This is a genomic window from Curvibacter sp. T50, assembly GCF_057219955.1.
The window spans coordinates 232,369-252,343 of record NZ_JBXVVU010000003.1 but is presented as its reverse complement, the minus strand read 5'-3'; the positions used below and the strand labels follow the sequence as shown (position 1 = coordinate 252,343).

Here is a 19,975-nt window from a genome sequence, read left to right as displayed (position 1 = left end):
ACCAGGGCTCGTCGGCGCCGGCCACGGCCGCATCAGGAGCCGCGGTAGGTGGAATAGCTCCAGGGGCTGACCAGCAGCGGCACGTGGTAGTGCTGGTCTTCATGGGCCACCCCGAAATCCAGGCTGACGCGGTTGAGGAAATTGGGTTCCGGCAAGACCACGCCCCGGGCCTTGAAATACCCCGCCACGTCGAACACCAGCCGGTACGTGCCTTTGCGCAGGCTGGTGTTGTCATACAGCGGGCCGTCGGGGTTGCGGCCGTCGGCGTTCAGCGTGAACTGGCGCACCAGCGTGGCCGCGTCGCCCTGCGTGGTGTACAGCGCCACGGCCATGCCGGCCGCCGGAGAGCCGTGCATCGTGTCCAGTACATGTGTGCTCAATCCCATGGTGTCCTCGCAGTCGAAAAAGTGTTGAACCGTTGCAGTCGACCAAAGTGTATACACTTTTCCCAAATCACTCTATCATCCAGCCCATGGAGACCAGCACCGCCACCCACAACATCGTCGAGGCGCTGACCCGCGCCATCATCGAACACCGGCTGCTGCCCGGCACCAAGCTGGCCGAGCAGAAGCTGGCCGATCATTTTGGCGTGTCGCGCACCCTGGTGCGACAGGCCTTGTTCCAGCTCTCGCAGAACCGCCTGATCCGCCTGGAGCCCGCCCGGGGCGCTTTTGTCGCGGCCCCGTCGGTGGAAGAGGCGCGCCAGGTGTTCGCCGTGCGACGCATGCTGGAAGCCGAGATGACCCGCGCCTTCGCCCGCGACGTGGACGCAGGCAAGATCCAGGCCCTGCGCGAACACGTGGCCCATGAAAAGGCTGCCGTGGCCCGCGACGACGTGCCCGGGCGCACCGAGCTGCTGGGCGACTTTCATGTGCGCATGGCCGAGCTGATGGGCAACGAGGTGCTGGCCCAGCTGCTGGGTGACCTGATTTCCCGCTGCGCGCTGATCACGCTGATGTACCAGTCGCAGCGCGCGGCCGAGCACTCCAGCGAGGAACACGAAGGCATCATTTCTGCTTTGGAGGCGGGCGACGAAGCCCGGGCCGTGGCACTGATGCACGAGCACCTGGCCCATGTGGAGGCCAGCCTGACCTTCGACCGCAAGATGCCCACCCACGACATTTCCCTGGCCCTGTCATGACCCGCCCCTACGACACCACCCTGCCCTACCCGCGCGACCTGGTCGGCTACGGCCGCAACCCGCCCCATGCCGCCTGGCCCGGCAACGCCCGCGTGGCGGTGCAGTTCGTGCTGAACTACGAAGAAGGCGGCGAGAACGCCACGCTCCACGGCGATGCCGGCTCGGAGCAGTTTCTCTCGGAAATGTTCAGCCCGGCCAGCTATGCGGACCGCCACCTGAGCATGGAGGGCATCTATGAATACGGCTCCCGCGTGGGGGTGTGGCGCATCCTGCGCGAGTTTGAACGCCGCGGACTGCCGCTGACCGTGTTCGGTGTCAGCATGGCGCTGGAACGCCACCCCGAACTCACGGCGGCGTTTGTCGAGCTCGGCCACGAGATTGCCTGCCACGGCTGGCGCTGGATCCACTACCAGAACCTTCCGGAAGAGGTGGAGCGGGAGCACCTGCGCACCGGCATGGCCATCATCGAAAAACTCACCGGCCAGCGGGCCCTGGGCTGGTACACCGGTCGCGACAGCCCCAACACCCGGCGCCTGGTGGTCGACCACGGCGGCTTCGAGTACGACAGCGACTACTACGGCGACGATCTGCCGTTCTGGATGCGGGTGCGCAAGTCGGACGGTGTCGTGGTGCCGCACCTCGTGGTGCCTTACACGCTGGACTGCAACGACATGCGCTTTTCCCTGCCCCAGGGCTTTTCGCAGGGCGAGGACTTCTTCACCTACCTGCGCGACAGCTTCGATGCGCTGTATGCCGAAGGCGACGAAACGCCCCGCATGATGAGCGTGGGCATGCACTGCCGCCTGCTGGGGCGGCCCGGCCGCATCCTGGCGCTGCAGCGCTTTCTGGACCACATCGCACGTCACGACCGGGTCTGGGTGTGCCGCCGCATCGACATCGCCCGCCACTGGAAACAGGTCCACCCCTACTCCGCCAACCCCTGAACACCATGCCACTCACCCTGGAACAACTCAATGCCGCGTCGCACGGCGAGGCCGCGCAGATGCTGGACGGGCTGTACGAACACAGCCCCTGGATCGCCGAGCGCGCCCTGGCAGCCCGCCCCTTCCGCTCCGTCCCGCACCTGCAGCACGCCATGGTGCAGGTGCTGGCCGCGGCGGGACGCGAGGCCCAGATCGCGCTGATCCGCGCCCACCCGGAACTCGCCGGCAAGGCCATGGTCAGCAAGACCCTGACCGCTGAATCCACCCATGAGCAGGGCAAGGCCGGCCTGACCGACTGCTCACCGGAAGAATTTGCCCACATCCAGCAGCTCAACGCCGACTACAACGCCAAGTTCGGCTGGCCGTTCATCCTGGCCGTGCGGGGCCCGCGCGGCACCGGGCTGAGCCGGCAGCAGATCATCGCGGCGTTCGAGCGCCGCCTGCAGGGGCACCCGGCGTTCGAACTGCAGGAATGCCTTCGCAACATCCACCGCATCGTGGAAATCCGCCTGGCCGACAAGTTCGGCCTCGAACCGGCGCTGGGCCATGACGTCTGGGACTGGCACGAACGCCTGGCCCAGCACAGCGACCCCGGCTTTGCCGAACACGGCCAGCTGACCGTGACCTACCTCACGGACGCCCATCGGGCCTGCGCGCAGCGCATCAGTCACGGGATGAAGGACTGCGGGTTCGACACCGTGGAGATCGACGCAGTGGGCAACGTGGTGGGGCGTTACCACCCCGCCCCACCGACGGGCGGCGCCGCCGGCCAGGCCCGTTTACTGTTGACCGGCAGCCACTACGACACCGTGCGCAACGGCGGCAAGTACGACGGCCGCCTGGGCATCTTCGTGCCCATGGCCTGCGTCCGCGAGCTGGCCCGCGCCGGCCGGCGCCTGCCGTTCGGTCTCGAAGTGGTCGCCTTTTCCGAAGAGGAAGGACAGCGCTACAAGGCCACCTTCCTGGGCTCCGGTGCGCTGACCGGCGACTTCCGCCCCGAATGGCTGGACCAGCGCGACGCGGAGGGCGTGGCCCTGCGCGACGCCATGCGCCACGCGGGCCTGTGTGTGGACGACATTCCCCGGCTTCGGCGCAACCCGGCCGACTACCTGGGCTTTGTCGAAGTCCACATCGAGCAGGGCCCGGTGCTGTGCGAAATGGGGCTGCCGCTGGGCATCGTCACCTCCATCAACGGCAGCGTGCGCTACGTCGGCGAGGTCATCGGCACGGCCAGCCATGCCGGCACCACCCCGATGGACCGCCGCTGCGACGCGGCCAACGCGGTCGCCGAACTGATGCTGTTTGCTGAGGAGCGCGCCTTGCGCGACGGGGATTCGGTGGCCACGGTGGGCCAGTTGGGGGTTCCGAACGGATCGATCAACGTGGTGCCGGGCCGCTGCCACTTCTCGCTGGACCTGCGTGCGCCCACCGATGCCCAGCGCGACGCGCTGGTGGCCGACGTGCGGGAACAGCTCGATGCCATATGCACCCGCCGCGGCGTCCGCTGGAGCCTGGAAGAGACGTTGCGCGCCGCCGCCGCACCCAGCGACCCGGCGTGGCAATCCCGCTGGGAGCGGGCCGTGGAGCAGTTGGGCCTGCCGCTGCACCGCATGCCCAGCGGCGCCGGCCACGACGCCATGAAGCTGCACGAAATCATGCCCCAGGCCATGCTGTTCGTGCGCGGCGAAAACGCCGGCATCAGCCACAACCCGCTGGAAAGCACGACCAGCCACGACATGCAACTCGCCGTGGACGCCTTCACGAATCTTCTGAACGACCTTGCCCAGGAAACGCCATGACCGCCCCGACCCCCGACTACGCCGCCCTTGACCGCTGGATCGACGCCCATTTCGACGACCAGGTGCGTTTCCTGCAGGAGCTGATCCGCGTGCCAACCGACACGCCGCCCGGCAACAACGCCCCGCATGCCGAGCGCACCGCCGAGCTGCTGGCCGGGATGGGCCTGAACGCCGAGAAACACAGCCCGCCAGTGGCGGCCGTCCAGGCGGCCGGGCTGGAGAGCATCACCAACCTGATCCTGCGCCGCGCCTACGCCCCGGGCGGCCCGACCATCGCCCTGAACGCCCACGGCGACGTGGTGCCCCCCGGTGAAGGCTGGACCCACGACCCTTATGGCGGCGAGATCGCCGACGGCCGCATCTGGGGCCGCGCCGCAGCGGTGAGCAAATGCGACATTGCCAGCTTCACCTTTGCCATCCGCGCACTGGAATCCCTTGGTGCGCCGTTGCGCGGCGGGGTGGAGCTGCACGTCACCTACGACGAGGAATTCGGCGGTGAAGTCGGCCCTGGCTGGCTGCTGGACCAGGGCCTGACGCGACCCGACCTGATGATCGCCGCCGGTTTCAGCTACCAGGTGGTGGTGGCGCACAACGGCTGCCTGCAGATGGAGGTGGCGGTGCACGGCGACATGGCACACGCGGCCATCCCTGACAGCGGCACCGACGCGCTGCAGGGCGCGGTGCACATCCTGAACGCGCTGTACCGCCTGAACGGCGACTACCTGCAGGTGCGCTCGAACGTCGAAGGCATCACCCACCCGTACCTGAATGTCGGCCTGATCCAGGGCGGCACCAACACCAACGTGATTCCGGGCAAGGTGGTGCTCAAGCTCGACCGCCGCATGATCCCAGAAGAAGACCCGGCCGAGGTGGAAGCGTCGCTGCGCCGCACCATCGAACAGGCCGCCGCCAGCTTCAGCCCGCCCCGCGGCGGCAAGGTGCTGGGCGTGGACATCCGCCGCATCCTGCTGGCGCGGGCCATGGTGCCGCTGGCCGGCAACGCGCCGCTGGTCAACGCCATCCAGACCCATGGCGAGGCGGTGTTCGGCGAACCCATCCCGGCGGTGGGCACGCCGCTGTACACCGACGTGCGCCTGTATGTGGAACGCGGCATCCCGGGCGTGATCTACGGCGCCGGACCGCGCACCGTGCGCGAGTCCAACGCCAAACGCGCCGACGAAAACCTGCTGCTGGACGACCTGCGCCGCGCCACCAAGGTGGTGGCGCGTACCTTGCGCGACCTGCTGGCCTGATCCTGGCAGCCTGCGGGCACACCAAACGCCCCCGACCCCACCTCGGCCCCTGCCCCGGTTTCCGGCGCAGGGGCTTTGCTTTTGATAGCAAACAATGACCTTCTGACGCTGGGTATAGGCACTTTTGTTCGAAATTCGCCGTCGGACTGCTGCCGCGGGGCAGACGGCAACGCCCGAGACCGTTCACAACCCCGGGTAAAACTGTATACACATCGACGATTTTTATGTATACAGTTTTGTGCACCGTATAACTAGCCCGAGGTACCCTGCGATGACTTCTGCCGTTCACCCTGTCGACGAACGCCTGCCCGGCGGCAAGCTGGCCGCCCTGGGCCTGCAGCATGTGCTGGTGATGTATGCCGGCGCCGTGGCCGTGCCGCTGATCGTCGGGCGCGCCCTCAAGCTCAGCCCCGAACAGGTGGCGATGCTGATCTCGGCCGACCTGTTCTGCTGCGGCCTGGTCACGCTGATCCAGTCGCTGGGCGCGACGCAGTGGTTCGGCATCAAGCTGCCGGTGATGATGGGCGTGACCTTTGCCTCGGTCGCGCCCATGGTGGCCATGGCCAACGCCAACCCCGGCACCGCTGGCGCCGGGCTGATCTTCGGCGCCATCATCGGCGCGGGCGTGATCTCGATCCTGATCGCCCCGGTGGTCAGCCGCATGCTGCGCTTTTTCCCGCCGGTGGTGACGGGCACCATCATTGCCGTGATCGGCATCAGCCTGATGCGCATCGGCATCAACTGGATCTTCGGCAACCCCTTCGGCCCCACGGCCCCGAGCGTGCCCAGCCCGGAACACCTGGCCTGGCTGGACGCGGCCCGGCAGGCGGCAAGCACCGGCGCGGTGCCGCCGGTGCCGCCGAACCTGGCCATCGTCGGCACGGTGCCCAACCCGAAATATGCCCAGCTGCCCCACATCGCGATCGCCGCCGTCGTGCTGGCCTCCATCCTGCTGATTGCCAAGTACGCCCGGGGCTTTGTCGCCAACATTTCCGTGCTGCTGGGCATCATCATCGGCGGGGTGATCGCCACGGCCGCCGGCCTGATGAGCTTTGAAAAGGTGGCCAAGGCCGGCTGGTTCGACCTGGTGCTGCCGTTCGAAATTGCCACGCCGGTGTTCGATCCGATCCTGATCCTGACCATGACGCTGGTGATGATCGTGGTGATGATCGAATCGACCGGCATGTTCCTCGCCCTGGGCGAGATGACCGACCGCAAGGTGGACCAGAAGGCGTTGACGGCCGGACTGCGCACCGACGGCCTGGGCACACTGATCGGCGGCATCTTCAACACCTTTCCCTACACCAGCTTTTCGCAGAACGTCGGTCTGGTGGGCGTCACCGGCGTCAAGAGCCGCTTTGTGTGTGTGGCCGGCGGCGTGATCCTGATCGTGCTGGGCCTCTTGCCCAAGATGGCGGCGCTGGTGGAATCGCTGCCCACCTTCGTGCTGGGCGGCGCCGGGCTGGTGATGTTCGGCATGGTGGCCGCCACCGGCATCCGCATCCTGGCCCAGGTGGACTACCAGGGCAACCGCAACAACCTGTTCATCGTCGCGGTGTCGGTCGGCTTCGGCATGATTCCGCTGGTCGCCCCCAACTTCAAGCAGTGGCTGCCGCACGGCCTGCACCCGCTGATCGAATCCGGCATCCTGCTGGCGTCGATCGCCGCCGTGGCCCTGAACCTGTATTTCAACGGCGCCGGTGGCGACCAGGACGCTGCCGTGCGTGCCGCGCGCCAGGCCGATGCCCATTGACCGGGGTGCCGCGCCGGCTCGCAGCGCACGCTGAACAGCTCGGTCGCCTCGCCATGCGTTAGGCTAATGCCTTGTATTGCCCCTCAGCCAGACTTGCGAAACCCCATGACCGACCAACTTTCCCCCGCCGAAAGAGCTTTGCGCGACGCCGCATTCGAATACCACCGCTCACCCCACAAGGGCAAGATCGCCGTCACCCCGACCAAACCGCTGTCCAACCAGCGCGACCTGTCGCTGGCCTACTCCCCCGGCGTGGCCTATCCGTGCCTGGCCATCCAGCAGGACCCCAGCCTGGCCGCCGACTTCACCGCCCGCGGCAACCTGGTCGGTGTGGTGACCAACGGCACCGCGGTGCTCGGCCTGGGCGACATCGGCCCGCTGGCCGGCAAACCGGTGATGGAGGGCAAGGGCTGCCTGTTCAAGAAATTTGCCGGCATCGACGTGTTCGACATCGAACTGGCCGAACGCGACCCCGACAAGCTGATCGACATCATTGCCGCGCTGGAGCCCACGCTGGGCGGCATCAACCTGGAAGACATCAAGGCGCCGGAGTGTTTCTACATCGAGAAGAAACTCACCGAACGCATGGGCATTCCGGTGTTCCACGACGACCAGCACGGCACTGCCATCATCTCCGCCGCCGCGCTGATCAACGGCCTGGAGCTGGTGGGCAAGGCCATCGGTGAGGTCAAGGTGGCGGTGTCCGGCGCCGGCGCCGCCGCCATCGCCTGCCTCGACGTGATGGTGGGACTGGGGGTGCGGCGCAGCAACATCTTCGTCTGCGACTCCAAAGGCGTCATCTACGACGGCCGCCCGGGCGGTTACGACGAATCCAAGGCGCGTTACGCCCAGAAGACCGATGCCCGGCACCTGGCCGATGCGGTGAATGGCGCCGACGTTTTCCTGGGCTGCTCGGCCGCCGGGGTGCTGACCGCCGAGATGGTCAAGACCATGGCACCGAAACCGATCATCCTGGCGCTGGCCAACCCCGAGCCCGAAATCCGCCCCGAGCTGGCCAAGGCCGTCCGGCCGGACTGCATCATTGCCACCGGCCGCTCGGACTATCCGAACCAGGTCAACAACGTCCTGTGTTTCCCCTACATCTTCCGCGGTGCGCTGGACTGTGGCGCCACCCGCATCACCGAATCCATGAAGCTCGCCTGCGTGCGCGAGATTGCCGCGCTGGCCAAGGCCGAGACCAGTGACGAAGTGGCCACCGCCTACGCCGGCCAGGACCTGACCTTCGGCCCCGAGTACCTGATACCCAAACCATTCGACTCGCGACTGATCCTCAAGATCGCACCGGCCGTGGCGCAGGCCGCCGCGGACTCCGGTGTGGCGGCGCGACCCATTACCGACATGGAGGCCTACACCGAAAGCCTGACGCGCTTTGTGACCCAGACCGGCTTGCTGATGCGCCCCATCTTCAATGCCGCCAAGTCGCTGCCCAACAACCGCAAGCGCGTGGCCTATGCCGATGGCGAAGACGAGCGCGCGCTGCGCGCCGCACAGATGGCCATCGACGACCACCTGGCGGTGCCCATCCTGATCGGACGCCCGTCGGTGATCGCCGCACGGATAGAAAAGGCCGGCCTTCGCATGCGCCTGGGTGTGGATGTCGAGAACGTCAACCCGGAGGACGACCCACGGTTTCGCCAGTATTGGGAGCATTACCACCTCTTGATGAAACGCAATGGCGCTTCTCCCGAAGTGGCCAAGGCGGCGGTACGGCGCTCCAACACCATCATCGGCTCGCTGATGGTGTCCCTGGGCGATGCCGACGCGCTGATCTGTGGCCTCGTGGGCAGCTACATGACCCACCTCGAGCGCATCGACGCCATCCTTGGCAAAAGGCCCGGGGTACGCAACTATGCGGCAGTGAACGCGCTGATGACCAACAAAGGCCCGCTGTTCATCACCGACACCTACGTCAATGACGAGCCCGACGCCGAGCAACTGGCCGAGATCGCCTGGATGGCCGCACAGGAGGTCCAGCGCTTCGGCCTGCCGCCGCGGGTCGCCTTTCTGTCGCATTCGAGTTATGGCTCGTCAAAGCGGGCGTCGGCCCGCAAGATGCGCCTGGCGCGCGACCTGTTCGTTGCTGCCCACCCCGAGATCGAATGCGATGGCGAACTGCATGGTGACGCCGCCTTGCAGCCGGAAATCCGCAACGTCTATCTGCCCGACTCCACCCTGAAAGGCACCGCCAATCTGCTGGTGTGTCCCAACCTGGATGCGGCCAACATCCTCTACAACGTGCTCAAGGAAACCGCCAGTGGCGGGGTCACGGTGGGTCCGATCCTGATGGGCGGCGCCGGTACAGCCTATATCCTCACGCCAGCAGCCACCGTTCGTCGGGTGCTGAACATGACCGCCGTCGCCGCCAGCAACTCGCTGCGCCCCGAGGCCAGCCGCAGCTGATCGGACTCGTCGCCGGGCGGCCCCCGATCGATCCGCCCGTTTCGAGTGCGTCATGCACCGAAAGCGGGCTCCATCAGGGTATTTCAGGATGCTGACTCGCTGCGAAGCGGTGCAAACTGTATACAGTTTATGTATTCAATCCTTCCCGGCACCGTGCCTATGCTTGGCGGGAGCTGGCACTGTCCTTGCTGCTAACCCCTTGTCAACCGACCTTCTGCAAACGGAGTCCTCATGAAAAAGCGTACTTTCCTCAAGACCACCGCCGCCTTGGCTGCCGCCGCCGCTTTCGGCAGCGCACACGCCCAGGTCACCCCCATCAAATTCCAGCTGGACTGGCGCTTTGAAGGGCCTTCGGCGCTGTTCCTGCTGCCTCATGCCAAGGGCTACTTCAAGGATTCCAAGCTGGATGTCACCATCGACTCCGGCAACGGTTCCGGCGGCACCGTCACCCGGGTTGCCTCGGGTTCCTACGACATGGGTTTCGCCGACCTGGCCGCGCTGATGGAGTTCCATGCCAATAACCCCGACGCGCCCAACAAGCCGGTTGCGGTCATGATGGTCTACAACAACACCCCGGCCGCCGTGCTGGCGCTCAAGAAGTCCGGCATCAAGACCACCGCCGACCTCAACGGCAAGAAGCTGGGCGCTCCGGTGTTCGATGCGGGCCGCAAAGCCTTCCCGATCTTCCAGAAGGCCAACAACATCAGCTCCGTCAACTGGGTTTCGATGGACCCACCGCTGCGCGAGACAATGCTCGCCCGTGGCGACATCGACGCCATCACCGGATTCTCGTTCACCTCGATGCTGAACCTGGAGGCGCGGGGCGTCAAGCCAGAGGACATCGTGGTGATGCCCTACGCCGATTACGGCGTCAAACTCTACGGCAACGTGATCATCGCCTCGCCCAAGTTCATCAAGGAGAACCCGGCCGCCGTGAAGGCCTTCCTGAGCGCTTTTGCCAAAGGCGCCAAGGAAGTCATGGCCAAACCGGATGCGGCAATCGACTTCGTCAAGCAGCGTGACGGCATCATCAACGTGCCGCTGGAGACCCGCCGCCTGAAAATGGCCATCGATGCCGTCGTCGCCAGCCCGGACGCCCGCAAGGAAGGCTTTGGCCAGGTCGTTCCCGGGCGTCTGGCACTGATGGCCTCCCAGGTGTCCGACGCGTTCAACACCAAGACCCGCATCAACCCCGATGCGGTCTGGAACGGCTCCATGTTGCCGAGCGCCGCCGAGCTGAACATCCTGCCCCCGGCAGGCAAGAAGTAAGGCCCTTGCGTCGCCGGCGCCTGCGGGCCCGGCGTCCGTCCACGCCGGGTGCGCCCGCGCGTCCGTCCGCCGCCCTTCAGGACCCCAGGCACCATGACTGAAACTTCCGCCCCTCCGAAGACGCCCTACTTTGTCGACTTTGACGATGTCTGGCTGGCTTACAACGACGAGCTGCTCGCCAAGAGCCAATACGCGGTCGAAGCCATCGACCTGAAAATGCATGACGGCGAGTTCATCGCCATCGTCGGACCATCGGGTTGCGGGAAATCCACCTTCATGAAGCTGGCCACCGGCCTGAAGCGGCCGTCGCAGGGGCAGATTCACATTGACGGCAAACTCGTCACCGGTCCGCTGAAAATCTCCGGCATGGCCTTTCAGGCGCCCTCCCTGCTGCCCTGGCGCACCACACTCGACAACGTGCTGCTGCCGCTGGAAATCGTCGAGCCGTACCGCAGCCAGTTCAAGTCCCGCAAGGCTGAATTCGAGGCCCGCGCCGTCAAGCTGTTGCAGTCGGTCGGCCTGAAAGGCTACGAACGCAAGTTCCCGTGGGAGCTGTCCGGCGGCATGCAGCAGCGTGCCAGCATCTGCCGTGCGCTCATTCACGAGCCCAAGATGCTGTTGCTCGACGAGCCTTTCGGTGCGCTGGACGCGTTCACCCGCGAAGAGCTCTGGTGCACGCTGCGCGACCTGTGGGAAGCCCAGCGCTTCAACGTCATTCTGGTCACCCATGACCTGCGCGAATCGGTTTTCCTGGCGGACACGGTGTATTGCATGAGCAAAAGCCCGGGCCGCTTCGTGGTCAAGAAGGAAATCACCATTCCCCGCACCCGTGACCTGGAAGTGACCTACACCCCCGAGTTCACCGACATCGTGCACGAGTTGCGCGGCCACATCGGTGCCATGCGCAAGCAGGGCACCGTCATCAACCAGTGAACCGCCGAGTCTGGAGTACGCCATGAACAACAAGCAACTCGAACGCTGGTCGCCGCTGATCCTGCTGACGCTGATTGTCATCATCTGGCAGGCGATCTGCTCGATATTCAACGTATCGGAGTTCATCTTCCCGAGTCCGGCCCGCATTTGGGAGCAGACGGTCGAGTTCAAGGCCGTCATCGCCCAGCATGCCTGGCGCACTTTCTGGGTCACCATGGCCGGATTCGGCATCGCCATCGTCGTCGGCGTGCTGCTGGGCTTCCTGATCGGCAGCTCGCGCCTGGCCTACGCCGCGGTCTACCCGCTGATGACCGCCTTCAATGCCCTGCCCAAGGCGGCTTTTGTGCCGATTCTGGTGGTGTGGTTCGGCATCGGCATCGGCCCGGCGATCCTGACCGCCTTCCTGATCAGCTTCTTCCCGATCATGGTGAACATCGCCACCGGCCTGGCCACGCTGGAACCTGAACTGGAAGACGTGCTGCGCGTGCTGGGCGCCAAACGCTGGGACGTGCTGGTCAAAGTGGGCCTGCCCCGTTCAATGCCTTATTTTTACGGTTCGCTCAAGGTGGCGATCACGTTGGCCTTTGTCGGCACCACGGTGTCGGAGATGACCGCGGCCAACGAAGGCATCGGTTACCTGCTGATCTCGGCCGGTTCGTCCTTGCAGATGGGACTCGCCTTCAGTGGCCTGCTGGTCGTTGGCGTGATGGCGATGGCGATGTACGAGCTGTTCAGCTTCATCGAAAAGCACACCACCGCCTGGGCCCACCGTGGTTCCCAACACTGAAGCCCTCGCCCCGACAGACAGCGGCGAGGTGCGCCAGCCCCTCACGCCGGCGCGGGTCGAGCGGGCTTTGCGCCATGCCAATGCCGTCGCAGCGCGCGTGAAGGCCCGAGGCCGGCATCCTTTCGGCGCGGTGCTTCTGGCCCCGGACGGCGAAACGGTGCTGATGGAGCAAGGCAACGTCGATACCGTCAACCATGCCGAATCCACGCTGGCCCGCGCCGCCGCCGCCCTCTACGACGCCGACTACCTGTGGCAGTGCACCCTGGTCACCACCGTCGAGCCCTGTGCCATGTGCGCCGGTACGCAGTACTGGGCCCATATTGGGCGGCTGGTCTACGGCATGACCGAACGCCGTCTGCTGGAGCTGACCGGCAACCACGGCGAAAACCCCACCATGGACCTGCCGTGCCGCACGGTGCTGGCTGCCGGGCAGAAATCCATCGAGGTCATCGGTCCGGTGCCGGCGGTGGAAGACGATATCGCGGCGCTGCACCGCGATTTCTGGAAAAAATAGATAAAAATCCGCAATACCCAGCGTGAATAGGTCTTCTTTAGCTATATAAACTATAGCTAAACGGCTCGTTTCAGTCGTTGGCGTGCTGACGGTTCAGCTGGCGGGCAATGATGTCGTGGTTGAGCCAGAGCACGGGGCCGCTCGGCGCCGAAGATTCACCGAACATCAGCGGCCCGGTGCCTTCGATCACCAGCGCGCTCAACAGGTCGGTCACCAGGGCCTTGGTGTCTTTGTGCAGTTTCTGGATCTCTTCGGAGGTGCCTATCGTCAGACCCGCCTGCTCGACCGTGTTCGCCATGGGCCAGGCAGCAAAGTCGCGGAACGGGATCATCACCGCGCTGGTGTGGAAGGCGTCGACCTTCTGCAGCATGGCCTCGACGGTCGTACCCTCGGCCAGAAGGTCGGCACAGGCCTGCCACTGCGCCTGCGCCCACGCGCCGCCACCCTCGCGCCGGAGTGCGTTCAGCAAGGCTACCAGCGGCAATTCGACGCCCGCGAAGATGTCCGAGGAATTGGTGCGGATTTCCGGGCAGTTGTAAACCGTGGCCTTCACGCCCTGCGCCCACGCCGCCTGGGCGATGCGCTCCAGGCGCATCTTGGCGTAACCCTGGGTGTAGTTGGTGTACGTCTGCCAGGTGTATGTACCGTCGACCAGGATTTCGGTGCCGTGATAGCCATAGGCCGAGTAGCGCACCTGGCCGCCCGCTGCCTGCACCCGCTCGCGCAGCGCGCGGCTGGCCTCGATCAGGTGGCCGAAGGTGTTGGCCGATACTTCGTCGAAATTCATCAGGATCAGCTTGCCCAGATCGCTGTCCAGCAGCGTCTGCGACGACAGGAAGCGCTCGCCGCGCCCCTTGTAGACCCGGTTGGCGATGGCCAGGAACACCTTGGCCTTGGGAATGCCGCCGGCCATGGTGTGGGCAAAAAACACGTTGGCGCCGTCCGGCACCCGGGCGTCCAGCTGCGCCATCACCTGCGCCAGGGTGTCGGTGAAGCGCTTCACCCCCACGGCGCGGCACTGTTCGATATGGTCCCAGTCGAGTTTGTCCTCGGTCCAGGTCTTGAGTGTCAGCTTGCCCAGCATCTCGGTCGGTGTGGGCGTGCCGGCGGGCGCGTCCTGGTCGAATCCGGCCATCAGCGGCAGGTTGATGATGCTGCCGCCGAGCGCGGCCTCGGCCTGCGCCAGTTCCTCGTCGTTGAGCGGACGCAGCGCGTTGGCTTCGTCCCGCCGCCCGACGGTGATGCCGACCATCGTCATGCCGGCCTTGCGGGCCTCGTTCACCAGGCCGTTGGCATAGCCGCGACCGAAAAGCTCGCCGAAAAGGACAAAAACGTCGCCCGGCCGAAAAATGTTGTGCTGCGGAAGTTCGCGCAGGGGTGTCAGTGTGTTCATGTGCCTATTATTGCGTCTGCCAGCGGCGCTTTCGCCGTCCCCGCGCCGGGCGCCTTCTGGCCTGTTTTCTGCTTCCCTGACCGTGCACCGCCTCGCGAAGCGGCGACTCCTCCCTTTATCCGGCAAAAACATCGTTTACCCAGCGCAAAAAGGTCACTTTCAGCTATGGTTTTCGCACTGAACAGGCGTCACTTCAACGCCGGCACACCATGACCTGGCACGCGCGCCTGCACCTGGACTACACCGCTGAACAGGGTCGCACGGTGGTGCGACACCGGCACGACGGGCCGTTGCGCATCCTGCAGAGCCTGTACCCGGAGGGCGACGCCATCTGCCACAACGTGCTGGTGCATCCTCCGGGAGGACTGGTCGGCGGCGACCTGCTCGACATCGCGGCAACGGTGGCGCCCGGTGCCCATGCACTGGTCACCACACCCGGGGCGACCCGCTTCTACCGTTCGGCGGGGCAGACCGCCGTCCAGCGCTCGCAGCTGATGCTGGCGGCGGGCGCCCGCGCCGAATGGTTGCCGCTGGAGGCCTTGTGTTACGACGCCTGCCAGGCCGAGAACCACCTGGTCGCGACCGTGGAACCCGGCGCCGAGCTGCTGGCCTGGGACTGCACGGCGCTCGGCCTGCCGGAAGCCGGGCAGCCATTTTTGCGTGGCCGCTTTCTGCAACACATCGAAGTGCCGGGCGTCTGGCTGGAGCGCGGCCACATCGCCGCCGACGACAGGCGATTGCTCGACGGGCCCCAGGGGCTGGCCGGGCACCGCTGCCTGGCCTCGGTGTTTGTTGTCGTCGGATCGGCGCTGGCGCGCACCCGGCGCGAAGCCCTGCTGGACGCCGCCCGCGCCGTCATCGACAGCGCCGACCTGGCCGGTGGCGCCGCCGGGGCCACCGCGCCGGGCGATCGGGTCGTGATTGCGCGGGTGCTGACGGGCCGGGTCGAACCGGCGATGGCGCTGCTGCAGGCCATTCGCGCGGCCTGGCGCCCGCTGCTGTGGGGCCTGGCGCCGGTGCGGCCCCGCATCTGGGCGATGTGAGAACGCCGCCCGTGGGCGGCTCCGGTCAGCCTGCGCTGCCCTGGCGCACCCATTCACAGTAGGCCGCCAGTCCGTCGGCGATCGGCAACATCACGATCTGCGGTGTGTCATACGGATGCGCTTCGCGCAGCCATTCTTCCAGCGCCGGGTAGCGGTCGACCCGGGTCTTGATCGTCAGCCGCCATTCGGACTCGGCGCAGGCGGCGCCCTGCCACCGGTAGTGGCTGCGAACCGCGTCAATCTGCACACAGGCACCCAGTGCCCGATGGATGATCGCGGCGGCGAGCTCGTCGGCCACAGATTCGGAGGGCGCCGTGGTCAGCACCACGCAGATCGGAGTGTCGATGGCGGCGTTGGTTGGCATGGTGTCTTCCCGGTTGGCGGACGCGCTGGTGCGTCCGATGATGCAGTATCGTTCGGCCATGAGCATTTTCGTCAGCATCGCCGCGTACTGCGACCCGGTATTGCCCTTCACGCTGCGCCGCGCCGTGGAACAGGCCTCCCATCCCGAGGCATTGCACCTGGTGGTGGTCAACCAGCGGCCGGCCGGCAGCCCGCCGCTGGACGAAAGTGGCCTGGCCCCGTCCCGGCTGACGGTGCTGGACATCGATGCCACGCAGGCACGCGGGCCGTGCTGGGCGCGGGCATTGGCCATGACCCTGTACGAAGGGGAGGACTGGTTCTTCCAGATCGATTCGCACATGGACTTCGACCCTGGCTGGGACACCCGGCTGATTCACGCCGCGCACGGCATTGCACGCCACCAGCGCCGTTGTGTCATCTCTTCCTACCCCAACGCCTTCGAGTTTGAAGGCGGCCACCCGGTCAGCCGCGCCGTGACCGGCAAAGTCCTGGCGCATGTGCTCAAACCCGGCTGCCGCTTTGCCGAAGACCACCCGGTTCTGTCCTTCGAAGCCCATCCGGTCGAGATCGACGCCGCCCTGCGCGGCTATCACCTGGGCGCTGGCTGCCTGTTCGCGCCCGGCGCCTTTGTCCAGCAGTTTCCCTACGACCCCTATCTGTACTTCCACGGTGAAGAGCAGGCCCTGGCCGCCCGCCTCTACACCCATGGCTGGGACATCTTTCACATACCGGCGCTGCCGGTGTACCACCTGTACCGCGCGGTGGGCGCCGACGCCTCCGCGCGCCCGCTGCACTGGGACGCCGCCCATGACCAGGTACGCAAAAACCGGTGGTGGGCGCTGGAGGCGCGATCACGCGCCCGGTTGCAGGCGCTGGTCACACGCAGCCAGGATCTGGGCGTCTACGGTCTGGGCAGCGAGCGGACCATGGCCCAGTACGCCGCGTTCAGTGGCATCGACTACGAGCTGCGCACGATCGCGCCCCGGGCCTTCCATGGACCTTGGGGCAATGCGCAGCGTCCGCCTGCGCCCCACAACAACCTGGCGACCCGCCCGCCCGCGGCGCCCGAGCCGCAACCCTCGCCCCTGACCGAGCCCGCCACAGCCAACCCGGAAGCGCCGCCCCAATGACCACACCTGCCCCCCGCGCCGCAGACACCCCGCCCCCGCTGCTGCTGTTTGACGTCTTTGGCACCGTCGTCGACTGGCACGGCAGCGTTGTCCGCGAGATGGCCGACATCGCGCCGTCGGTGGACGGCGACGCCTTTGCCCTGGCCTGGCGTGCCGGCTATCAACCGGCCATGGCGGCCGTGCGCGAAGGACGTCGCCCGTGGGTGACGCTGGATACCCTGCACCGCGAAATCCTGGAAGCGCTGCTGCCGCGCTTTGGCCTGTCGCAACTGGATGCCGCGCAGCGCAGACACCTCAACCAGGTATGGCACCGCCTGCGGCCCTGGCCCGACACCGTGGCCGGCCTGACCCGGCTGAAACAGGCCTGCACCATTGCCCCACTGTCCAACGGCAACATCGCGCTGCTGACGAACATGGCCAAACGGGCCGGCCTGCCGTGGGACTGTGTTCTCTCCGCCGAGGTTTTTCGCGCCTACAAGCCCGATCCGGCGGTCTACCGGGGCGCGGCAGCGCTGTTCGATCGGTCACCCGAGCAGGTGATGCTGGTGGCCGCGCATCACGACGACCTTGCCGCAGCCCGGGCCTGCGGCCTGCGCACCGCCTACATCGAACGCCCGCTGGAGTTCGGCGCGGCGCATGTCAAGGACGTGTCTCCGCAGCCGGCCAACGACCTGCACGCGACCAGCCTGACCGACCTGGCCGACCAGCTCGGAGCCTGACCTCCGGCCCGGCGCAAACGCACACCGCGCTCGCGAGTGCCATTGCCGATCTGCCCCTCGCGCCGGCGCCCACCGACAGCCGGGACGGCCGCAGCCAGCGCGCCTGACTCGGCGCCCCGGCGCCATGGGGCACGGCAGCAAAAAGCCGCCAGCGCCAGGAATCCGGCCAGATAGGCCGCCACGCCGATCGCCATCGAGACCAGTCGCCGCGACATCTGCGCGCGGGTTTCGGGCGTCACCGGCAGCCGGCCGCTTTGAGCACCCGCTCGGTCGAGGCCGGGTGGGCCGCCAGTTTGGCCGCCGGGCGACGCGGGCGTGCCACCAGCTCGCCGCCGCAGTTGGGGCAGGCGCCGTGCAGCACGGTGTCGGCGCAGGGCGCGCAGAAGGTGCATTCGAAGCTGCAGATGCGCGCCAGGGTCGATTCGGGCGGCAGGTCGCGGTCGCAGCATTCGCAGTTGGGGCGCAGTTGCAGCATGGTCAGGCTCCGGAAGTTCAGGACATCAGCGTAACCCAGGTGGCGGGGGCGACGACAGCCAGGCAAAACTCCTGAATCAATAGCAAACAGTGACCATTCCACGCTGGGAACAGGCCATTTTCAGCCCGAATCTGCCTGCTGCACCGCCTCAGCGGCCGGTTTCGGGCTCATGGCAGGCCACACACAGCTTGTTGCCTTCGGTGTCGCGGAAATAGGCGCCCCAGTAATGGGCGTGGTATTCGGGGCGCAGGCCGGGCGGGCCTTCGTCGGTGCCGCCATGGGCCAGCGCCACGGCCCAGGCGCGGTCCACCGTGGCCCGGTCGGGCGCCAGAAAGGCGGTCATCGGGCCGTTGCCGGGTGCCTGCGCCTGGCCGTTCCAGGGTGTGCCGATCAACAGCAGCGGACGCGGCCCCGGCGCCGACTGCCAGCCGGCCCAGGGACGGGACGGGTCACAGAAGCGCTCGGCGACGCCCAGCACCGGCATCAGGGCGCGGTAAAAAGCCAGCGCCCGATCAAAGTCGGCAACGCCCAGGAAGATGTGGGAAAACATCGCCAGTTGCTCTCGCGGCGCGGCGCCATCAGCCGGCCAGCTTGTCCTGCGTGCGAAGGTCGAAGTCGCTGGCGTCGTGGCGCTCGTGCAGCTGGCTGGCCGGGTCGCCTTGCACGCGGTTGACCATGCGCCCGCGCCGCACCGCCGGGCGCTCGTACAGGCGCTCGGCCCAGCGCACCACGTGCGTGTAGGAGTGCACCTGCAAAAACTCGCCAGCTTCGTACAGCAGCCCCTTGGCCAGCTGGCCGTACCAGGGCCAGATGGCCATGTCAGCGATGGTGTAGTTTTCACCGGCCACATAGGGCACCTCGGCCAGGCGGCGGTCCAGCACGTCCATCTGGCGCTTGACTTCCATCGCGTAGCGGTCGATGGCGTAGCGGATTTTTTCCGGCGCGTAGGCGTAGAAGTGGCCGAAACCGCCGCCCAGGAACGGCGCGCTGCCCATCTGCCAGAACAGCCAGCTCAGGCATTCGGCGCGCGCGGCCGGCTCGGTGGGCACAAAGGCACCGAATTTTTCCGCCAGGTACAGCAGAATGGCGCCGGACTCGAACACCCGCACCGGCTGCGGCCCGCTGCGGTCCACCAGCGCGGGAATCTTGGAGTTGGGGTTGATCGCGACAAAGCCGCTGCCGAACTGCTGGCCTTCGTTGATGCGGACCAGCCAGGCGTCGTATTCGGCGCCGGTGTGGCCCGCGGCCAGCAGCTCTTCCAGCATCACCGTGACCTTGACGCCGTTGGGCGTGCCCAGCGAATACAGCTGCAGCGGGTGTTGACCCACAGGCAGTTCCTTCTCGTGGGTGGCGCCGGCGACCGGGCGGTTGATGTTGGCAAACCGGCCGCCGCTGCTCTCGGGCGGCGTCCAGACTTTGGGAGGGGTGTAGGGGGTGGTGTCGTTCATGCGCCTATGGTGCCGCAAATGGCGGGCGCGTGCAGGCGGCGCTCAGAAACGTGAGCCAGGCTGCAACAGGAAGGCCTCTTCCTCCGGGGTGGAGACCCGGCCGAGTGCGGCGTTACGGTGCGGGTAACGCCCAAAGCGCTCCAGGATGGCGCGGTGCTGGTGTTCGGCCTGCAGGTTGCCCTCCATGCCGGGCGCGCTGAACAGCCGCAGCGCCTCGTCGTGCAGGCGCAGCGATTCGCTGTGCATCCAGGGCAGATAGAAAAAAGCACGCTGCTGCACCGGCAGCTGCTGGTCGGCGCCCGCCCTCACTGCCTCCTGCGCCAGGACCAGGGCCATGCCGTCGCAGGCAAACGCGGCGGCGGTGCCGCGATACAGGTTGCGGGAGAACTGATCCAGCACAATGACTTCCGCCAGACGGCCGTGCGCCGTCTCGCGCCAGCAGGCCAGCTCACCCGCGCCAGCGGCCCGATGCACGGCACCAAAACGGGTGCGAATGGTTTCGTCCAGCGCCGCGTCCACCCGCCACCATTGCGCGGGCGTGAGTTCGGCGAACCAGAAATCGACAACGGTGTCCGGATGCATGAGCGGGC

The 19,975-nt window shown here is 66.6% G+C and carries 20 protein-coding genes; 13 read left to right on the top strand and 7 right to left on the bottom strand.

The features are described 5' to 3' along the window. Nucleotides 1-32: 32 nt before the first annotated feature. Nucleotides 33-386: a hydroxyisourate hydrolase gene (uraH, locus tag AC2EBU_RS12820; RefSeq protein WP_484610816.1), complete on the bottom strand. Its 354-nt coding sequence runs from the start codon at nt 384-386 to the stop codon at nt 33-35. Between the two features lie 86 nt (nt 387-472). Here uraH and AC2EBU_RS12815 point away from each other — a divergent pair, with 86 nt between their 5' ends. The 10 genes from AC2EBU_RS12815 to AC2EBU_RS12770 all read left to right on the top strand — a co-directional run bounded on the left by AC2EBU_RS12815 (nt 473) and on the right by AC2EBU_RS12770 (nt 12,814). Then, nucleotides 473-1,141, top strand: coding sequence for a GntR family transcriptional regulator (locus AC2EBU_RS12815; protein ID WP_484610815.1), 669 nt, complete (start codon nt 473-475; stop codon nt 1,139-1,141). Then, nucleotides 1,138-2,085: an allantoinase PuuE gene (puuE, locus tag AC2EBU_RS12810; protein WP_484610814.1), complete on the top strand. Its 948-nt coding sequence runs from the start codon at nt 1,138-1,140 to the stop codon at nt 2,083-2,085. Before AC2EBU_RS12815 ends, puuE begins: the two co-directional genes overlap by 4 nt. Nucleotides 2,086-2,090: 5 nt before the next feature. Beyond that, nucleotides 2,091-3,884: a 2-oxo-4-hydroxy-4-carboxy-5-ureidoimidazoline decarboxylase gene (gene uraD / locus AC2EBU_RS12805; protein ID WP_484610813.1), complete on the top strand. Its 1,794-nt coding sequence runs from the start codon at nt 2,091-2,093 to the stop codon at nt 3,882-3,884. Then, nucleotides 3,881-5,137, top strand: a complete 1,257-nt coding sequence (locus AC2EBU_RS12800) for a M20/M25/M40 family metallo-hydrolase (RefSeq protein ID WP_484610812.1) — start codon at nt 3,881-3,883, stop codon at nt 5,135-5,137. The genes uraD and AC2EBU_RS12800 overlap by 4 nt, the downstream gene beginning before the upstream one ends. A 271-nt stretch (nt 5,138-5,408) precedes the next feature. Beyond that, nucleotides 5,409-6,890, top strand: a complete 1,482-nt coding sequence (locus AC2EBU_RS12795; protein WP_484610811.1) for a nucleobase:cation symporter-2 family protein — start codon at nt 5,409-5,411, stop codon at nt 6,888-6,890. A gap of 105 nt (nt 6,891-6,995) precedes the next feature. Beyond that, a complete protein-coding gene (locus AC2EBU_RS12790; protein WP_484610810.1) occupies nt 6,996-9,311 on the top strand; it encodes an NADP-dependent malic enzyme in 2,316 nt (771 codons plus the stop codon). Nucleotides 9,312-9,542: 231 nt separating this feature from the next. Then, entirely contained in the window at nt 9,543-10,580 is a 1,038-nt protein-coding gene (locus AC2EBU_RS12785; RefSeq protein WP_484610809.1) for an ABC transporter substrate-binding protein, read from the top strand. A 93-nt stretch (nt 10,581-10,673) separates the two neighbouring features. Then, nucleotides 10,674-11,513: an ABC transporter ATP-binding protein gene (locus tag AC2EBU_RS12780; RefSeq protein ID WP_484610808.1), complete on the top strand. Its 840-nt coding sequence runs from the start codon at nt 10,674-10,676 to the stop codon at nt 11,511-11,513. Between the two features lie 22 nt (nt 11,514-11,535). Next, a complete protein-coding gene (locus tag AC2EBU_RS12775) occupies nt 11,536-12,300 on the top strand; it encodes an ABC transporter permease (protein WP_484610807.1) in 765 nt (254 codons plus the stop codon). 28 nt (nt 12,301-12,328) lie between these two features. Further along, complete coding sequence (locus AC2EBU_RS12770; protein WP_484610922.1) at nt 12,329-12,814, top strand: nucleoside deaminase; 486 nt, start codon at nt 12,329-12,331, stop codon at nt 12,812-12,814. Between the two features lie 70 nt (nt 12,815-12,884). Here AC2EBU_RS12770 and AC2EBU_RS12765 read toward each other — a convergent pair whose 3' ends face one another. Next, nucleotides 12,885-14,207, bottom strand: coding sequence for an enoyl ACP reductase FabMG family protein (locus AC2EBU_RS12765; RefSeq protein ID WP_484610806.1), 1,323 nt, complete (start codon nt 14,205-14,207; stop codon nt 12,885-12,887). A gap of 209 nt (nt 14,208-14,416) precedes the next feature. On the opposite strand from AC2EBU_RS12765, the gene AC2EBU_RS12760 reads away from it, so the two are divergent. Beyond that, a complete protein-coding gene (locus AC2EBU_RS12760; RefSeq protein ID WP_484610805.1) occupies nt 14,417-15,250 on the top strand; it encodes an urease accessory protein UreD in 834 nt (277 codons plus the stop codon). A gap of 25 nt (nt 15,251-15,275) precedes the next feature. Here the strand turns inward: AC2EBU_RS12760 and cutA are convergent, their stop codons facing one another. After that, complete coding sequence (cutA, locus tag AC2EBU_RS12755; RefSeq protein ID WP_484610804.1) at nt 15,276-15,674, bottom strand: divalent-cation tolerance protein CutA; 399 nt, start codon at nt 15,672-15,674, stop codon at nt 15,276-15,278. Between cutA and AC2EBU_RS12750 the strand changes: the two genes are divergently transcribed. Both AC2EBU_RS12750 and AC2EBU_RS12745 read left to right on the top strand, forming a co-directional pair. Then, the gene (locus AC2EBU_RS12750) at nt 15,673-16,743 is read left to right on the top strand and encodes a GlcNAc-transferase family protein (protein WP_484610803.1); all 1,071 of its coding nucleotides are present in this window, start codon (nt 15,673-15,675) and stop codon (nt 16,741-16,743) included. The genes cutA and AC2EBU_RS12750 overlap by 2 nt on opposite strands. Next, on the top strand, nt 16,740-17,462 hold the full coding sequence (locus AC2EBU_RS12745) for a haloacid dehalogenase type II (RefSeq protein WP_484610802.1): 723 nt from the start codon (nt 16,740-16,742) through the stop codon (nt 17,460-17,462). The genes AC2EBU_RS12750 and AC2EBU_RS12745 overlap by 4 nt, the downstream gene beginning before the upstream one ends. A gap of 235 nt (nt 17,463-17,697) precedes the next feature. On the opposite strand, the gene AC2EBU_RS12740 is transcribed toward AC2EBU_RS12745, so the two are convergent. The 4 genes from AC2EBU_RS12740 to AC2EBU_RS12725 all read right to left on the bottom strand — a co-directional run bounded on the left by AC2EBU_RS12740 (nt 17,698) and on the right by AC2EBU_RS12725 (nt 19,967). Continuing rightward, nucleotides 17,698-17,937, bottom strand: coding sequence for a DUF1272 domain-containing protein (locus AC2EBU_RS12740; RefSeq protein WP_484610801.1), 240 nt, complete (start codon nt 17,935-17,937; stop codon nt 17,698-17,700). A gap of 148 nt (nt 17,938-18,085) precedes the next feature. Continuing rightward, a complete protein-coding gene (locus AC2EBU_RS12735; RefSeq protein ID WP_484610800.1) occupies nt 18,086-18,487 on the bottom strand; it encodes a VOC family protein in 402 nt (133 codons plus the stop codon). A 28-nt stretch (nt 18,488-18,515) separates the two neighbouring features. Next, the gene (yghU, locus tag AC2EBU_RS12730; RefSeq protein WP_484610799.1) at nt 18,516-19,385 is read right to left on the bottom strand and encodes a glutathione-dependent disulfide-bond oxidoreductase; all 870 of its coding nucleotides are present in this window, start codon (nt 19,383-19,385) and stop codon (nt 18,516-18,518) included. Between the two features lie 42 nt (nt 19,386-19,427). Then, nucleotides 19,428-19,967: a DUF924 family protein gene (locus AC2EBU_RS12725; protein WP_484610798.1), complete on the bottom strand. Its 540-nt coding sequence runs from the start codon at nt 19,965-19,967 to the stop codon at nt 19,428-19,430. Between the last annotated feature and the right edge of the window lie 8 nt (nt 19,968-19,975).

Coding starts and splice junctions, on each gene's coding strand:
- AC2EBU_RS12765 (WP_484610806.1), bottom strand. CDS start 14,207: ATGAACACACTGACACCCCTGCGCGAACTTCCGCAGCACAACATTTTT.
- AC2EBU_RS12790 (WP_484610810.1), top strand. CDS start 6,996: ATGACCGACCAACTTTCCCCCGCCGAAAGAGCTTTGCGCGACGCCGCA.
- yghU (WP_484610799.1), bottom strand. CDS start 19,385: ATGAACGACACCACCCCCTACACCCCTCCCAAAGTCTGGACGCCGCCC.
- uraD (WP_484610813.1), top strand. CDS start 2,091: ATGCCACTCACCCTGGAACAACTCAATGCCGCGTCGCACGGCGAGGCC.
- AC2EBU_RS12800 (WP_484610812.1), top strand. CDS start 3,881: ATGACCGCCCCGACCCCCGACTACGCCGCCCTTGACCGCTGGATCGAC.
- uraH (WP_484610816.1), bottom strand. CDS start 386: ATGGGATTGAGCACACATGTACTGGACACGATGCACGGCTCTCCGGCG.
- AC2EBU_RS12815 (WP_484610815.1), top strand. CDS start 473: ATGGAGACCAGCACCGCCACCCACAACATCGTCGAGGCGCTGACCCGC.
- AC2EBU_RS12775 (WP_484610807.1), top strand. CDS start 11,536: ATGAACAACAAGCAACTCGAACGCTGGTCGCCGCTGATCCTGCTGACG.
- AC2EBU_RS12760 (WP_484610805.1), top strand. CDS start 14,417: ATGACCTGGCACGCGCGCCTGCACCTGGACTACACCGCTGAACAGGGT.
- AC2EBU_RS12740 (WP_484610801.1), bottom strand. CDS start 17,937: ATGCTGCAACTGCGCCCCAACTGCGAATGCTGCGACCGCGACCTGCCG.
- cutA (WP_484610804.1), bottom strand. CDS start 15,674: ATGGCCGAACGATACTGCATCATCGGACGCACCAGCGCGTCCGCCAAC.
- AC2EBU_RS12785 (WP_484610809.1), top strand. CDS start 9,543: ATGAAAAAGCGTACTTTCCTCAAGACCACCGCCGCCTTGGCTGCCGCC.
- puuE (WP_484610814.1), top strand. CDS start 1,138: ATGACCCGCCCCTACGACACCACCCTGCCCTACCCGCGCGACCTGGTC.
- AC2EBU_RS12750 (WP_484610803.1), top strand. CDS start 15,673: ATGAGCATTTTCGTCAGCATCGCCGCGTACTGCGACCCGGTATTGCCC.
- AC2EBU_RS12745 (WP_484610802.1), top strand. CDS start 16,740: ATGACCACACCTGCCCCCCGCGCCGCAGACACCCCGCCCCCGCTGCTG.
- AC2EBU_RS12780 (WP_484610808.1), top strand. CDS start 10,674: ATGACTGAAACTTCCGCCCCTCCGAAGACGCCCTACTTTGTCGACTTT.
- AC2EBU_RS12735 (WP_484610800.1), bottom strand. CDS start 18,487: ATGTTTTCCCACATCTTCCTGGGCGTTGCCGACTTTGATCGGGCGCTG.
- AC2EBU_RS12725 (WP_484610798.1), bottom strand. CDS start 19,967: ATGCATCCGGACACCGTTGTCGATTTCTGGTTCGCCGAACTCACGCCC.
- AC2EBU_RS12795 (WP_484610811.1), top strand. CDS start 5,409: ATGACTTCTGCCGTTCACCCTGTCGACGAACGCCTGCCCGGCGGCAAG.